Origin of the sequence: Jeotgalibacillus sp. ET6 (assembly GCF_029667115.1) — a bacterium.
Taxonomy (GTDB): domain Bacteria; phylum Bacillota; class Bacilli; order Bacillales; family Jeotgalibacillaceae; genus Jeotgalibacillus.
The window spans coordinates 77,049-93,036 of sequence record NZ_JARUIU010000006.1 but is presented as its reverse complement, the minus strand read 5'-3'; the positions used below and the strand labels follow the sequence as shown (position 1 = coordinate 93,036).

15 protein-coding genes are annotated in these 15,988 nt (G+C 41.7%); 3 read left to right on the top strand and 12 right to left on the bottom strand.

Annotated features, from left to right (window positions below; genetic code table 11):
• Nucleotides 1–45: 45 nt before the first annotated feature.
• Nucleotides 46–1,509 (bottom strand): UDP-N-acetylmuramoyl-L-alanyl-D-glutamate--2,6-diaminopimelate ligase, encoded by a 1,464-nt coding sequence (locus P6709_RS15025; RefSeq protein WP_278241749.1) that lies wholly within the window; start codon nucleotides 1,507–1,509, stop codon nucleotides 46–48.
• A 63-nt stretch (nucleotides 1,510–1,572) separates the two neighbouring features.
• Nucleotides 1,573–2,625 (bottom strand): M42 family metallopeptidase, encoded by a 1,053-nt coding sequence (locus P6709_RS15020; RefSeq protein WP_278241748.1) that lies wholly within the window; start codon nucleotides 2,623–2,625, stop codon nucleotides 1,573–1,575.
• Between the two features lie 214 nt (nucleotides 2,626–2,839).
• On the opposite strand from P6709_RS15020, the gene P6709_RS15015 reads away from it, so the two are divergent.
• Both P6709_RS15015 and aldA read left to right on the top strand, forming a co-directional pair.
• Complete coding sequence (locus P6709_RS15015; RefSeq protein ID WP_278241747.1) at nucleotides 2,840–3,271, top strand: OsmC family protein; 432 nt, start codon at nucleotides 2,840–2,842, stop codon at nucleotides 3,269–3,271.
• A 98-nt stretch (nucleotides 3,272–3,369) separates the two neighbouring features.
• Entirely contained in the window at nucleotides 3,370–4,812 is a 1,443-nt protein-coding gene (aldA, locus tag P6709_RS15010) for an aldehyde dehydrogenase (protein ID WP_278241746.1), read from the top strand.
• Between the two features lie 141 nt (nucleotides 4,813–4,953).
• Here aldA and P6709_RS15005 read toward each other — a convergent pair whose 3' ends face one another.
• Nucleotides 4,954–5,130, bottom strand: coding sequence for a CsbD family protein (locus P6709_RS15005; RefSeq protein ID WP_278241745.1), 177 nt, complete (start codon nucleotides 5,128–5,130; stop codon nucleotides 4,954–4,956).
• Between the two features lie 486 nt (nucleotides 5,131–5,616).
• Here P6709_RS15005 and P6709_RS15000 point away from each other — a divergent pair, with 486 nt between their 5' ends.
• The gene (locus tag P6709_RS15000; protein ID WP_442905346.1) at nucleotides 5,617–6,840 is read left to right on the top strand and encodes a YeeE/YedE family protein; all 1,224 of its coding nucleotides are present in this window, start codon (nucleotides 5,617–5,619) and stop codon (nucleotides 6,838–6,840) included.
• Between the two features lie 40 nt (nucleotides 6,841–6,880).
• Here P6709_RS15000 and P6709_RS14995 read toward each other — a convergent pair whose 3' ends face one another.
• From P6709_RS14995 to pdhA, 9 genes are all read right to left on the bottom strand, one after another.
• Nucleotides 6,881–7,051 (bottom strand): hypothetical protein, encoded by a 171-nt coding sequence (locus tag P6709_RS14995; RefSeq protein ID WP_278241743.1) that lies wholly within the window; start codon nucleotides 7,049–7,051, stop codon nucleotides 6,881–6,883.
• A gap of 247 nt (nucleotides 7,052–7,298) precedes the next feature.
• Nucleotides 7,299–8,453, bottom strand: a complete 1,155-nt coding sequence (locus P6709_RS14990) for a homogentisate 1,2-dioxygenase (protein ID WP_278241742.1) — start codon at nucleotides 8,451–8,453, stop codon at nucleotides 7,299–7,301.
• A 4-nt stretch (nucleotides 8,454–8,457) separates the two neighbouring features.
• Entirely contained in the window at nucleotides 8,458–9,381 is a 924-nt protein-coding gene (locus P6709_RS14985; RefSeq protein WP_278241741.1) for a fumarylacetoacetate hydrolase family protein, read from the bottom strand.
• Nucleotides 9,382–9,385: 4 nt separating this feature from the next.
• Nucleotides 9,386–10,009: a flavin reductase family protein gene (locus P6709_RS14980; RefSeq protein ID WP_278241740.1), complete on the bottom strand. Its 624-nt coding sequence runs from the start codon at nucleotides 10,007–10,009 to the stop codon at nucleotides 9,386–9,388.
• A gap of 98 nt (nucleotides 10,010–10,107) precedes the next feature.
• On the bottom strand, nucleotides 10,108–11,223 hold the full coding sequence (gene hppD, locus P6709_RS14975) for a 4-hydroxyphenylpyruvate dioxygenase (protein WP_278241739.1): 1,116 nt from the start codon (nucleotides 11,221–11,223) through the stop codon (nucleotides 10,108–10,110).
• Between the two features lie 38 nt (nucleotides 11,224–11,261).
• Entirely contained in the window at nucleotides 11,262–12,686 is a 1,425-nt protein-coding gene (locus tag P6709_RS14970) for a dihydrolipoyl dehydrogenase family protein (RefSeq protein ID WP_278241738.1), read from the bottom strand.
• Nucleotides 12,686–13,894: a dihydrolipoamide acetyltransferase family protein gene (locus P6709_RS14965; protein ID WP_278241794.1), complete on the bottom strand. Its 1,209-nt coding sequence runs from the start codon at nucleotides 13,892–13,894 to the stop codon at nucleotides 12,686–12,688. The genes P6709_RS14970 and P6709_RS14965 overlap by 1 nt, the downstream gene beginning before the upstream one ends.
• A gap of 21 nt (nucleotides 13,895–13,915) precedes the next feature.
• Nucleotides 13,916–14,911: an alpha-ketoacid dehydrogenase subunit beta gene (locus tag P6709_RS14960; RefSeq protein ID WP_278241737.1), complete on the bottom strand. Its 996-nt coding sequence runs from the start codon at nucleotides 14,909–14,911 to the stop codon at nucleotides 13,916–13,918.
• The gene (gene pdhA, locus P6709_RS14955) at nucleotides 14,908–15,975 is read right to left on the bottom strand and encodes a pyruvate dehydrogenase (acetyl-transferring) E1 component subunit alpha (RefSeq protein ID WP_278241736.1); all 1,068 of its coding nucleotides are present in this window, start codon (nucleotides 15,973–15,975) and stop codon (nucleotides 14,908–14,910) included. The genes P6709_RS14960 and pdhA overlap by 4 nt, the downstream gene beginning before the upstream one ends.
• Between the last annotated feature and the right edge of the window lie 13 nt (nucleotides 15,976–15,988).

Below are 15,988 nucleotides of genomic sequence, written 5' to 3'. Positions count from 1 at the left end.
ATTTTCACGTTAAAAAAGGCTGCCGATGGGCAGCCTTTTTTATATTTAAAAACGTTCAGCTATTACTTCAAGCGCGATCCCTCTGTCACTGTGGGGATATTTGGTATTTTCGATAATCTGGTAATTTTCGTGACCTTTTCCTGCGAAAATAATTATATCATCAGGCTCGGCTATTTCCATCAGATGACGTACTGCTTCTTCCCGATCTCCAATCAACGCATATTGGTCGTGTGTCATTCCTTTGCCTAAATCATTCACAATGCTGTCGTAGCTTTCAAACCTTGGATCGTCTGTGGTCAGCACAACATAATCGGCAAGTGATGCTTTTTCAGCCATGGCGGGACGTTTTGATTTATCCCTGTTGCCTCCAGTGCCTACAAGAAAAAGAATACGATTCTTTTTAAAAGGCATAACCGATTGAATTGCTTTTTCAATCGCATCCGGAGTATGAGCATAATCCACGTAGATTGATAATGGCGCCTCAGTATGAACACGTTCCATCCTTCCGGAAACAGGCGGAATCTCTTTAAGGATTTCTACGAGCTTTTCTACCTTTTCCCCTTTTGCATAAAGGGTGGCTAGGGCTGCTAATATATTTGACACATTAAATGTCCCAAGCAGCTGCGTTTCGACTGTAAACGTCCCTTCCGGTGATTCAAGTTCAAAGCGGGTCATGTCGTCCATATACACAATATCTTTAGCCCAGAAATCCGCTTTGTCTTTCATACTGTAAGAAATAACCTCAAAAGGTGTCATTTGAGAATATATATCATGCCACTCATCATCCTGATTTATGACAGCGTATTTAGGTTTTTGGAGATTTTGACCTAGCTGGGAAAACAGCAGTCCTTTTGCGTAGCCATAATGTTCCATCGTTCCATGAAAGTCCAGATGATCGTGGCTTAAGTTTGTAAATGTTACAACATCAAAGTCAACACCCGAGAGTCTTCCTTCAACAAGACCATGGGATGAAACCTCAAATATCATATTGGGAATGCCAAGGTCCATTGCCTGTACCATCATTCGCTGAGTTGTAACAATATCACTTGTGGTATTGGCACTTTCATGAAGAATTCCATCCAGGTCAAAGCCAATCGTACCGGACAATGCAGATCTCTCCCCTCCCCGTTTTATCAGCTGATGGATCAAATTGGTAACAGATGTTTTTCCATTTGTACCTGTTACTCCAATTACATTTAATTTATAGGAAGGGTAGGAATAAAATTGATTAGCTATAAAGGCCAGTGCTCTTGAAGTGCTTTTGACAATTACCTGTGCGGCTTCACCAGCTCCTAAATCCAGTTCTTTTTCAGTAACAACCACTGAAGCACCTTTTTCAACAGCTAATTGAGCATAATCATGTCCATCAGCTGTATGCCCTTTAATACAGACAAATACTGCCCCGGGCTTAACTGCTCTGGAATCTGCCTCAATATATTCCACTTCCTCAGGCAGTTTTCCAATGATTGTTTTCAGTTTTAATTTATCAAAAAGGTCTATAGTCTTCATTTTTTATTCCTCTTTCTTAGCATCTATTTCTTAGGTTTTTCTGTTGAGCTATTTACTGGAAATTTATTCTTTTGGCATCAATGCTGTAATATAGCGGTATATCAACGCTTCAGTATGAGAAATGGAGCTCACATGGGTCCGTTCATTTGCGTGGGAAGAATCGATCCCAGCACCTATAAGGCCATGCTTAACGTCGTATCCTGCTTTCATGGCGGCTGAGGCGTCCGAGCCGTAAAAAGGATAAATATCGACTTTATAGTCAATATCATACTTTTGTGCAAGTTCTACCAGCTGTTTTCTTAAACCGTAATGGTAGGGTCCAGAGCTGTCTTTTGCACAGATTGACACGGTATATTCATCTGAAGCCTGACCATCTCCCAAAGCACCCATGTCAACGGCAATGTATTCAACCGTTTCCTTTGGAATATTAGAATTTCCGCCATAGCCGATTTCTTCATTGTTGGCGATAATAAAGTGAGTGGTATAAGGAAGTGTTTCTCCAGCGGTATGCAGTTTTTCCAGAACGCTCATCAAAATTCCCACGCTGGCTTTGTCATCCAGATGCCTTGATTTGATAAATCCGCTTTCAGTTACTTCTACCCTTGGATCAAATGAAACAAAATCTCCCACTTCAATTCCTAGTGCCCTCGTATCTTCTGCATTATGTACAACTTCGTCAAGCCGGACTTCTATATTTTGCTCATCTCTGGAAGCAGATCCTGCGTCCTTATAAACGTGAACAGATGCCTGATGCATCAAAATGGTTCCGGAAATCATGTTCCCGTCAGATGTTTCCACGCTGCAGTATTCCCCTTCTGCAGCATTCCATCTGAAGCCGCCAATCATTGACAGTTTAAGACGGCCATCACTTTTAATCTCTTTAACCATTGCTCCAAGCGTGTCTACATGTGCTGTGAGTACACGATGTTTAGACGTGTCTTTTCCCTCTTCCGTTACAATTAAACTGCCCTTATTTGTAATTACAGAAGGGATATTTTTTTCTTCGAGCCACTTTTGTACAAATGTTATGACACGTCCGGTATTACCTGAAGGACTGGGTATTTGAACAAGCTGTTTAATTACTTCAATTGTTTGTTTTGTATCTTTAAGTTCCATAAATCAAACGCTCCTCTTATTAACACTGAATTATAGTTTCTCTCAATATACAGTGTACTATATAATTCTCCTGTTTGAGGGATTGGAAAAAGAATTACATAATTAAATATTTTACCACATGACTCTTTAAATTGAACGTCAAATCTTAGACAAAGAGAGATCTGCGTTTTAAGATATGATGAGATACGGATTAATCTCAGAAAGGAAGAGTGTAATGGCACTTCATTCATTTATCTTACACGCAAAATGGCCCGGCGGGAGAAACAGCGTTGGCAGTATAGAAGCTGAAAAACTTAAAACAAGCATCTCCATTCCTGCAGAAATGGACGGACCCGGAGTGGGCACTAATCCTGATGAAATGCTTTTAGGTGCTGCTTCAACGTGCTACATCATTACGCTCGCTGCAATGCTTGAACGGGCAAATATTGAGGTTGCAGAGCTATCTCTAGAGTCAGAAGGGCGCGTAGAAGTCAACAGCGGAGTTTTTACGTATAAAGAAATTATCCATCGCCCATACGTTAGAGTCAAAAATCAGAACGACTTTAAAAAAACGGAACGGCTCGTATTTAAAGCAGACGAAAGCTGTATGATCTCTAGAGCTGTTAAAGGAAATGTCTCTATAGAAGTACATCCAGTGATACGGTAAATTTTATGGCAATTTCGATGGTGATAGGCTGAATTATGTTTTTCTTTTGAATGATGTGGAAAACAGAGAGTATTCTGCATATCAAAGGAGGAATATTCATGATCGAACATAAACTTTATATTAATGGCTCTTACACAGAATCTTCTTCTAATGAGTGGATAGATATAGTGAATCCTGCGACTGAAGAAGTAATTTCCCGAACGCCTAAAGGGACGGAAGAAGATGTTAATAAAGCTGTAGAAGCAGCTTTTAATGCCCAAAAAGAATGGGAAAAGGTTCCTTCCAATGAGCGGGGGAAAATTGTACGTAAGCTCGGTGATGGGATTAAAGAGAACCGTGAAACTTTTATTAAATTACTGATTGAAGAGCAAGGAAAGCCTCAGGACCAGGCAGCTGATGAAGTAGATACAGCAATTGAATATTTCTACTATATGTCTGAATGGGGACGTAGAATTACAGGTGAAGTTCTCCCTAGTGACCGGCCTAATGAAAATATTATGATGTACAAAAAGCCGATAGGCGTTGTGGCTGGAATCGTACCATGGAACTTTCCGGTATTCATTTTAGCCCGCAAAGTAGCCACAGCTTTAATTGCCGGCTGCTCAATTGTGCTAAAGCCGAGTCAGCAGACCCCAAATACTGCAGCGGAGTTCACAAAGCTAATCGAAAAAACCGATGGCCTTCCTAAAGGTGTTTATAATTTTATTACAGGAACTGGTTCCACTTTAGGTAATGCATTGGCATCGCACCCGAAAGTATCCATCATTACGATGACCGGAAGCGTCGGTGCCGGTACGAAAGTAATGCAGGCAGCTGCTGAAAATATCACGAAGGTAAACCTTGAGCTTGGCGGAAAAGCGCCGGCCATTGTTACAGAAAATGCCGATTTGGATCTTGCTGTCAAACATATTATGGCATCGCGTTTAACGAATTCTGGACAGGCATGTACAAATGCGGAAAGAGTGTATGTTCAGGAAAATGTTGCAGAAGCCTTTACTTCTAAATTGAAGGAAGCGATGCAGAACGCAAAAGCCGGCAACCCAAATGAAGAAAATAATTTAGACCTCGGCCCATTGGTGAGTCAGGATCGGCTGGAAGAAGTTCATTCCATGGTGGAACAAGCCGAAAAAGAAGGAGCAGACATTTTAACCGGAGGCAAACCAATAGATCGCAAAGGGTATTTTTATGAACCAACGTTAATTACGAATGCCAAGCAAAATATGACGATCATAAAAGAAGAGATTTTCGGTCCTGTTCTTCCTCTGGTAACCTACAGTACATTGGATGAAGCAATTGAAATGAGCAATGATACCGAATATGGTCTCTCTTCATCTGTTTATTCTGAAGACTACCACGAAATTATGAGAGTAGTAAATGGCTTGAAATTCGGTGAGACATTTGTTAACCGTGAAAATTTTGAAGCATTGCAGGGCTACCATGCCGGTGTCAGAAAATCCGGGCTCGGCGGAGCAGATGGCAGACATGGTCTGGAAGACTTTTTAGTCACTCACGTTGTTTACATGCAGTATAAGCAAGAATAAATTTGTATGAACAAGGCTGGGGAGTACAAATCTCCCCAGCCTCTTTATTTTGAACATAAAAAAAGCCTGAGAAAAAACGTCTCAAGCTCGCTGACTGATTCAATTTATAAACTTTTTAAGTTATGTCTCAGCCTTGCTTTACTATTTGTCTTTAAGATTTCCTATACCGCGCTGGACATCACCCTGGGTTTTATCTTTTTTCCCTTCACGCTGCATGCTGCGGTCATTTTTAGCATTTCCCACCTGATCTTTAACCTCGCCAGTAGCCTTGCTTACGGCACCTTTAACTTTATCTGACAATCCTTTTTTATCACTCATGTTTTATTCCTCCTTATATTTATGTACTATTCTTGCATTTACCCTCTTTATTGACACTTAAAACGGAGAAAAAAATATCAATAATACTAGTATAAAATCTTGAAAAAAACGTTTATAGATGATGTAAAAAAGGTAAAGAGTACTATACAACAAAGGAGGACGATCGACATGTTTGAAGAAAAAATTAAGTATAACAGAACCGATATTTTAACAGGACTTGCCGGAACTGGAATTCTTACTTCCATTCTACTACTTGTTACAGCCCTATGATCAAAAACTTCTCCAATAAAATAGAGCATACATAAAGAAGACGGCGCGCTCCCATTGGCTGGACGAGCTGTCTTTTTTTTGTTTAAAATATCTTTTTGAGAAGCGGATTCATTCTAATAGACTTGTATGTGCAGGTATGGTAAATTTAAAACCGATTAAATCACTAGGAAATGAGGGACATATATGACACAGCATGCTTCAGAGACTCCAGAGTTAATGAAGAAGCACTCAACCACGATTGTATCTTCACTTCCACCGCTTCAGAAGCCTTTGGTCTTTTTAGGTATAGTAGCAGCGATTATTTTATTTTCCATTATTACCTTAACGACCAACGGGACACAGGGGGTTTTATTTTTAATTGGAATTGCATTGGGCCTTACTTTATTATACGCAAGATTCGGGTTTACCTCTGTCTTCAGACGCCTGGCAGCAGTAGGTAATGTACAGGGCTTGCAGGCGCATATGGTTATGCTTGCAGTAGCATCTACATTATTTGCGATTATATTAGGCACAGGTTTTAGTTTTACAGGAGTCGCTCCTGCAGGATACGTTTCACCTGTTGGAGTCAGTGTGCTTTTCGGTGCATTTATTTTCGGTATTGGAATGCAGCTGGGAAGCGGATGTGCCTCCGGGACTTTATATACGGTTGGAGGCGGACAGTCTTCTATGATATTAACCTTGTTCGCTTTTATTGCCGGTTCTGTATTAGGGGCTTATCATCTTCCTTTTTGGACGGAGGAAACGTGGGCGTTGCCGCCAATTTCACTGGCTGAATCCACCTCCCTCGGCTTCTTTGGGGCATGGGCTGTACAAATGGTCCTTTTTGGAATCATTTACTTTTTATTGTCACAGTTCGCAAAACGGAGAAATCCTCCCCCTATGAAACCATTGCCAACGACTACCGGCTGGAAAAAAGTTTTCAGAGGTTCATGGCCCCTGCTAACAGCAGCCATTGTACTGGCAGTGTTGAACGCATTAACGCTGACGGTGCGTGGAAATCCATGGGGCATTACTTCTGCATTTGCGCTATGGGGATCTAAAGCACTTGAAATGGTTGGAGTTGATGTTTCAAGCTGGGGTTACTGGCAGGGGGCAAACGCCGTTCAGTTATCTCAGACTGTTTTAGCAGACTCAACGAGCGTGATGAATTTTGGTATTATCCTCGGTGCATTTATTGCGGCGACTGCTGCCGGAACATTTAATCCTAAGAAAATTAAACCAGGTATCGCAGCAGGCTCAATTATAGGTGGACTATTAATGGGCTATGGAGCAAGACTTGCGTTTGGATGCAACATCGGAGCATATTTCGGCGGTATTGCATCCTTCAGTCTGCATGGCTGGGTATGGGCAGTCATGGCGTTGCTTGGAACCGCGCTTGCTCTTTTCATTCGGCCATTATTCGGTCTCAAAAATCCCAAACCTAAAGATACTATGTGCTAAAAAAGAAAAACTGCAGTCCAAAGTTGGCTGCAGTTTTTTATTATTGGATTTTTTTAAGCTCTTCTTCAAAGTAAAAGGTGGCTGAATCTTCCTGTATAATATAAGAATATCTTTTCATATTCGCTACGTAGGACCACTGCTTTATTGTCACAACTTTTTCATTCAGCAGTACTTGTTCTCCATCAATAAATTTGTTTTTATATGTTTTCATCGTTCATCCTCCAATTTTTAATAAGATTTGCCGGGCAATTGAACGATAAGGCTAATCTTCGGTCTGGTACGATAAGCCGCTCTGTCTAATTTGGCTGAATGAGATTTACTAATCATCCCACCCTCATTAATTTAAGTATAGCACATTTCACAAGGCAAATTAGTTTTCTTTTTTCAACCCTTTAAATAAAAGTCTATAGTCCTATATATTTATTCAAAAAAAAGAGAGCTTTTCAGCTCTGCTTCGATTACTCGACCCATGTATACATGTACTGTGGATCCTCTATGTGCTTTGCTTTTTTCACTACTTTTAAGGGCTTAAACGTATCAATCATTACAGCTAATTCCATCGTTTCTTTTTTTCCGATGCTTGCCTCCGTTTTTCCTGGATGAGGTCCGTGGGGTATGCCGCTTGGATGAAGGGTGATCGAACCTATTTCAACTCCTTTTCTGCTCATAAAATTGCCTTCCACATAGTAAAGGAGCTCATCGCTGTTTACATTGCTGTGATAATACGGGGCAGGAATCGCCTCAGGATGATAATCGTAGAGTCTTGGAACAAATGAGCATACAACAAAATTATGTCCCTCGAACGTCTGGTGAACAGGCGGCGGCTGATGAACCCTTCCTGTAATCGGTTCAAAATCTTCCACATTAAAAACCCATGGATACAAACATCCATCCCACCCCACCACGTCCAGGGGATGGTGATTTAATACATGATTATGCAGATGTCCTCTTGATTTTGTCATTACTTCATAGGACCCTTTTTCTTCAAAGGTTACTAACTCTTCAGGGCCCCGGATATCACGTTCGCAAAACGGACTGTGCTCAAGCAGCTGGCCATATTCATTTCTATATCTTTTTGGAGTTGTCAGCTGACTGAATGATTCAATCAGCAAAAATTTAGATTCCGTTTTTTCAGTTGGAAGAATCCGATATATTGTGCCGATCGGAATAATAATGTAATCGCCTTTCCGATAAGAAATCGTTCCAAACATCGTTTCAATCTTTCCCTCTCCGTAATGAACAAATAACATCTCATCTCCGTCACCGTTTCTGTAATAGGAATCCATCGCTTGAGATGTCTGGATAATCCCGATTAGCAGATCATCATTTCCCAGAATGTAGTCTCTTGCGGAAAATGCATCTCCTTTTTGTTTTAGCTTTGAGGTTAAAAAATGACGGTGTTTTAGTACCCCCATTTCTTCATATTCCGGCAGATAGGATCCTATTAACTCGGTTTTCGAAACTTCAGTCGGCATAAAATGATGATAGAGAATGGACTGAGTTCCGCTGAACCCCTTTGTTCCCATCACCTGCTCACGGAAAAGCGTACCATCTTCTTTTGTAAATTTCGTATGGCGTTTATGAGGAATCTTTCCAAGTTGACGGTAAAACATCTAATCACCCTTTTCCACTTCCAATTTTGTTTGTCAGCGTTCCAAGTCCTTCGATGGTCAAAGATACTTCATCCCCTTCCTTCAACCAGGGGTGAACCTCCCTGCCAAGTTCAAGAAGGCATCCCGTTCCTACCGTTCCCGAACCTATAATTTCTCCGGGATAGAGTGTCACACCTGCAGAGGCCCGTTCAATCATATCTCCAAACGAATAATAGAGATCCCTTGTATTCCCTGAGGACAGCTGTTTACCGTTAACAAACGCTTCCATTTTTAATTCAATGTGACCGTTTTTCATTTCGTTCACTTCATCCAGCGTTACGATATACGGGCCTATTGATGTTGCAAAGTCTTTCCCTTTAGCCGGACCAAGCCCCACTTTCATCTCCTCCCGCTGTAAATCACGTGCGCTCCAGTCATTCATAATGCAAAAACCGAAGATATAATTGGATGCGTGATCGGAGGATATAGCAGATCCCTTTTTTCCAATTACGCATGCAATTTCAAGCTCATAGTCCAGTTCGCTGCTTTCAGGAAAAAGTATGACTTCACCTGGTCCTTTAATAGCTAAATGGTTCGAAAAATAGAATGCAGGAAACCTGTACCACTCCGGAATCATCTCGAGTCCTCTTCTTTCCCGTGAACGTTTTACATGCTGTTCAAAAGAGTAAAAGTCTCTAAAACTCAGAGGATTTGGCAGAGGCGCCATAAGCGTTACCTCACTCAAAGAATAAACTCCGTCAGTTTCAATCGGAGTATCTCTCCATTTTTCTACCAATTCCATATACCGCTCCTGATCCTGAAGAAACTCCAGGATCGTTGATGGGAGGGCACCTTTTGAGAGTTCGTTCATATCAATTGCATATTGGTCCTGATGAATCCAGCCGGCTTTTACCATACCATTGGGGAGGCGAAAACTTATCCACTTCATGTTTTCACCTCTTATCAATTTTTTGGCGAATTAGTTCAAAAGTATCCGTCATAGGTCTCGTATAAAGCTGACCGGCCAATCTTCCAATCGGCTTTAGCTCCTGAGCATTAATTCTGCCCTCATTCAGGAGAGAATCATCGATCTGAATCGTAATTACTTCGCCTATCACCAGGCTTCCTGCACCGGGGTGATCACCGAAGTGCAGGATTTGATTCTTTATACATTCCATATGAATCAGGCTTTCTTTAACACGGGGCGGCTGAACCGAGCGACTTGAACTTTTCGTCAAACCTGCTTTAATAAATTCATCTTCCTCCGGTAAATAATTAATGGCGCAGTGATTCATTTTTTCGGAAAAACTTTCACTCACAATATTTATCACAAATTCTCCTGTTTCCTCTATATTGATCAACGTGTCTTTTTTTGATCCGTCCTCCCCATTCCGCATCGGAGAAAAACAGACCATCATGGGATCCGCGGAGATTGCTGTAAAAAAACTAAAGGGTGCCAGGTTTGCAATTCCATCTTTATTCATGCTTGATACAAAAGCAATAGGTCTTGGCAGGATGGAGCCAATCATTACTTTATAGGCCTCTTTCCACTTCATTTCATTTGGCATAAAATCCATCCGGTTCTCCACCTTTCGTTCACGATAATTGAGGTTGTTTTGAAATAAATTCTGCAAAAGAAAAGATCTTTTAATGGTTTCCCTATCATGCAGCTGCTTTACAAGTTCCCTCTTCTTTCCTGTTCCCGCTCAATCGATTCAAATAGAGCTTTAAAATTTCCTTCCCCAAATCCTCTAGCTCCCTTTCGCTGAATGACTTCGATGAATACTGTAGGACGGTCGACAATCGGCTTCGTGAAAATTTGCAGAAGATAGCCTTCGTCATCTCCATCTACTAAAATATTCAGTTCCTTCAGTTTTTCAATTTCTTCATCAATGTCCTTAACCCGTTCGCTCAGCGTTTCATAATAGGACGCAGGAGTATTTAAAAATTCTACGCCATTTTGTTTCAGGATGCCGACTGTTGTCACGATATCTTCCGTTAAAATAGCAAGGTGCTGAACGCCTGGACCATTGAAAAATTCAAGATATTCCTGAATTTGAGATTTCCGCTTGCCCTCTGCCGGTTCATTAATTGGAAATTTAATTCTTCCTCCATTGTGCATTACTTTTGACATTAGAGATGAATACTCCGTGCTGATATCTGCATCTGTAAAATGACGCATTTCCTTAAAGCCCATTACTTTTTCGTAGTAAGAGGTCCATTCCTGCATTCTCTCCACGTTTCCAACCACATGATCTACGGCAATAATTCCGGCATCTTTCACCGGGATAGAAGATTCGTACGGTTCAAAACCAGGAAGAAAAACCCCCTGATAACCGGTGCGCTCAATTAGGGTGTGAACGGTATCTCCGTATGTTCCGATAACCGCTTTCCTTACTTTTCCATACTGATCTTCCACTTCGTATGGCTCTTTTATAGGAATTGCCCCTCTTGAGACCGCTTCTTTGTATGCACTTTCAACATTATCCATTGTAAGCGCAATATCACGTACGCCGTCTCCGTGTTTTTTGACAAAGGCGGCTGTGTCAGATGAGTCTGTTAAGGATCCGGTGATGACCAGGCGCACTTTTTTTTGCTGCAATACATAAGACACGGTTTCTCGATTGCCTGTTTCAAGACCCGAGTAGGCTGTCATTTTAAAACCAAATGCGGTACAAAAAAAGTGGGCGGATTGTTTTGCATTTCCCGTATAGATTTCAAGATAATCAACATCTTTAACCGGAAAAAAGTCATTAACCTGCTGATTCATTGAAATGGATTCTTTTTTCATTTTAAATTCCTCCAACTCGTTAATTTTATTTATTCTATCTATACGTTAATTTTGGATTGTCCTGCGGCAAGATGAATCGATTTACCTGTTAATGCTTCAACTGCTTCTAATAAGCCCTCGCTTACACTCGGATGTGCATAAAGTCCAAATGTCAGATCTTCTGTACGGCCTGCCATTTCAAGAGCAAGCACACTTGATGCGGCAAGCTCCACGGCCCCTTCACCAATTGCATGGAGTCCCAGTAAAACATCTGTGGCTTCATCAATGATGACTGTCACCATTCCTTCCCTGTTTCCTGTTACAGCGGAAATTCCCAGTGCAGCCAGAGGAAACGAAGCGGTTCTACTATTTTTATACATTTCCTTTGCTTCATCCTCTGTCAGACCACAGCTTGAAACAGGCGGATTGGTGTGAAGGATCAGCGGTAAGAATCTGCCGTCATATTCAGCGCTGCAGCCTGCAATTACTTCAGCTGCGACTTTCCCCTGTTTGATGGCTTTAACGGCGAGCGCAGGACCTTCTGTAATATCCCCTACTGCATATATCCCCTCTATAGACGTTTGACAGGCATCGTTTATGAGGATATGACCGTTTTTTCCTGTCTTCATTTTTAACCGATCTGCACCAAGATGAAAGCTATTCGGTTCTCGGGAAGCAGCTTTCACCATGTGTGACGCCAGAAGAGAAGACGTTTGTCCATCTTCTCCTTCCAACACAATCTTAATCTCCTCCTCATTTGAATCTATCTGCTGAACTTTTTGATTAAAATGCATTTTAATATTTCTTTTTTTGAAAATTCGTTTTAACTCCTTATTAATAGAAGCTTCAAAATGAAAATCTTCCTTTTCCACTACTAACGTGACTTTTGCGCCAAGCTGCTGAAACGAAGAAGCGGCTTCGAGTGCAAGATAATCATCCCCAATGACCGCAAGATGCTTAGGAACTTCCTGCAGGGCATAAATAGATTCATAATCTAATAACCGGTGATCTTCCGATTCTTTGGTGCCGGCTATTGAGCAGCCTGCTGCAATGATGGCGGATGAGAATCTGAAAATAGAAAAGGTATGACCGCTTTCGACTCCAATCCTGTCATTGGCTAAAAAATATGCAGAGCCTTTTATCCGTTCAATCCTGTTTTCATGAATCAGTTTTTCGATTCCGCTTTGGAGCTGCGCTATCACTTTCTGCTTTGTGCTTTGCAAAACAGATAAATCAAATGAATCTTCACGTACCGCTATTCCTAATCTTGATAAAGAGTTCAGAGAACTTCTTTTCTTACCCGCCTCAGCAAATAGTTTAGAAGGTATGCAGCCAGTAAATAAGCATACGCCTCCTACATTTTCTTTTTCAATCAGTGTCACTTTTCTTCCCAGCTGAGCGGCCCGTATTGCAGCCTGGTACCCACCCGGACCTCCTCCGATCACCACAACATCTTTTTCTTCTGCAATTTCCCCTACGACCATTACGTAAGCTCAACCATCATGGAAATGGGCTGTTCAATCAGCTCAGCAAATCGATTCGTAAACATAACAGCACTTCCTCCGTCTATAATCCGATGGTCATATGTCATTGAAATATTCATCATAGATCGTATGACAATTTCATCTTTTGCATTTACCATCGGTCTTTTTTTAATTTTGTGAAACGCCATTAGGGCTGATTCCGGGTAATTCAAAATGGGGGTTGCTCCTATACTTCCTCCAAGCGGACCTGCATTGCTGACGGTAAATGTACTTCCGGTTAGGTCAGCCATGGAAAGTGCCTTATCTTTAGCTTTTTGTTGAATTTCTCTCATCTCCTCCTGAAGGGCACGGAATGATTTTTGAGAAATATTCTTTAAAACAGGCACAAGCAGTCCGTCAGCTGTATCGGTAGCAAGTCCAATATGAATGGCAGGATGAAGCACTATCAACTCATTTTTTTCATCCAGGGATGAATTAAAAACAGGAAATTCTCTCAGACAAACACCAAGCGCTTTTATAAAAAAGATGGTTGCTGAAATGTTTTTCCCTTCCTTCTTCAGCTGTTCTTTAAACTGAAGAAGTTCGGTAACATCCACTTCTTCAAAATGAGTACAGTGCGGTACTGTGAAAAGGGACTGAGTTACTTTATTTCCAATTTTTCTTCGTATTCCGGAGTAAGGGATGCTGCTTTGTTTCTCTTTTATCACTTCTTCCGTTCGTGCAGGAGTTTGATTCGTCTGGATTTTCTCCGCCTTAATCGCTGAATAGATGTCTTCATCGCTAATTCTGCCTCCAGGACCTGATCCATCGATCATTTCAATAGATATTTGGTGATCCCGTGCAATTTTCCTGGTATAAGGCGAGGCGAGAATGCGTTTGGTTTTATTTATTTCTGTGTCTATTTTTTTTACATCAGATGATTTTGTAGCAAACTCCTTTACAGCACGGGTATTTGGCTCTCTTGATTTTGTCGAATTTACTGCTTCTATTAGCATAATTGTTGTTCCCACCGCAATAGTCGCCCCTGGTTCGATCATAAGTTCTTTTACAATACCTGATGCAGGGGAAGGTATTTCTGCAGTCATTTTATCGGTTTGAACCTCCACCAGCGGATCATCTGCGTTAATTTTGTCACCAGGTTTTACAAAATAATGAATAAGCTCGGCCTGCGTCATTCCTTCTCCAATATCATGAAGCTTGATTTCCATCAAGACATCTCCCCCTTTGACTTAAAAATTCACCACATCCATTACCGCCTGCACCACCCGTTCTGGCGTTGGAAGGTAAAAATCTTCGTAGCCAAAATAAGGAACCGGCATATCAAATCCTGATACCTTTGCTGCAGGGGCTTTTTGATACAAAAAGGAGGTATCATTAATAATGGATAAAACATCATTTGCTACGCTGCTCTGAGGATGTGATTCTTGAACAATGACGGTTCTTCCCGTTTTTTGAACAGAAGAAGCAATCAGATCTTCATCAATAGGAGAAAGTGTTCTTAAATCGATTACTTCACAGGATACATTCTCCTGTAATAGAGATTCAGCCGCTTTCATTGAGACAGAAACCATTGCTCCCCAGGCAATAATGGTGACATCCTCTCCCTCCAGCATTGTTTTCCCTTTCCCAATTTCAACCGTGTACTTTCCTTCCGGCACTTCTTCCGCACTCGACCGGTACTGACGCATGGGTTCAAGAAATAATACAGGATCAGGATCTTCTATTGCTGCAATCATTAGCCCTTTAGCATCATAAGGGCTCGACGGACATACAACCTTCAAACCCGGCATATGAGTAAAAATGGATTCAGTGCTGTCACAATGGATCTCCGGAGCACGCACTCCCGCTCCATACGGCGCACGTATGACGAGGGGAACAGTAAAATGTCCCATCGTTCTCGATCGTAATCGAACTGCATGAGTCATTAATTGTTCGTATGCAGGATAAATGAAACCGAGAAACTGAATTTCCACTACCGGCTTCAGCCCATTTGCTGCCATTCCAATTGCAGCTCCTACAAAACCCGCTTCGCTCAATGGAGTATCTATTACTCGATCTTCCCCGAAAGCATCCTTAAGGCCTTCGGTTACTCTGAAAACACCTCCATTTTGACCAATATCTTCTCCAAGCAAAAGAACTCTTTCATCTTCTTCCAGCATGACGGAAAGAGCCTCATTAATGGCCCCGGCCAATGTTAATGGTTTTCTTTCAACTGAGCTTTTCACGAGTTGCCCCCTAACAGACCCATTAGATACGATTTTTGTTTAACGAGAGATGGAACAGGATTTTTGTATACATGATCAAATAAAACAGCTGGATCCGGAGCTGGAAAATCTTCCATTTCCATTACAGCCTGCTCTATTTCTTCAACAGCTTGCTGTTTAATATCCTGAGTCCATCCTTCTTCATACCACCCGTTTATTTTCAAGCATTTTTCAATGCGTAAAATTGGATCAAATTGCTCCCGCCTTAAATTGCTTTCCTGCTGGTCCCGATATTTTGAAGGGTCATCAGCGGTTGTATGAGCTCCGTACCGCCATGTTACCGCCTCTATTAAAGTCGGACCGTTTCCAGCTCGTGCCCGTTCAAGCGCCTGGGTTACATAATGGTAAACAGCATAAACATCATTGCCATCGATCCGGAGGGATGGAATATCATAAGCAAGTGCTTTTTGTGCAATCGTCTTTGTTTTCATCTGTTTGCTTAACGGTACAGAAATAGCATATTGATTATTTTGATTGAAAAAGATCACAGGTGACTGGAAAACAGCTGCAAAATTCAGTCCTTCATGAAAATCACCTTCGGACGTTGCACCATCTCCAAAAAATGCAATCGCAGCGTTTTTCGTTCCTTTTCTTTTTTCCGCAAAGGCTGCGCCTGCTGCATGAGGAATTTGAGTTGCAATCGGAATTCCAGGGGGGAAAATCTTCAGTCCGTTCGGGGGAATATTGCCTTCATTCCGCCCGTTCCAAAATAATAGAACATTGCGCAGGGAGTGTCCGAATGTCATGGCAGCTCCATGATCGCGATACGTTGGAAACATCCAGTCGTCTTGTAACAAACACAGAGCGCTTCCAACCTGCGATGCTTCCTGCCCTTCAAACGGGGCGTACGTGCCAATCCTCCCCTGCCGTTGAAGAGAAATCGCTTTTCGGTCAAACGTTCTGATTCTGACCATATTCATATAAAAGCTTTTCGTTCGCTCCTCGGTTAAAAGTGAACGCAGTTCTTCACTGGTCCACTTTCCATCCGGGTCAAGCAGCTGCTGAATCGGATACGTTTTTTCCATTGTTCTTCCCCTC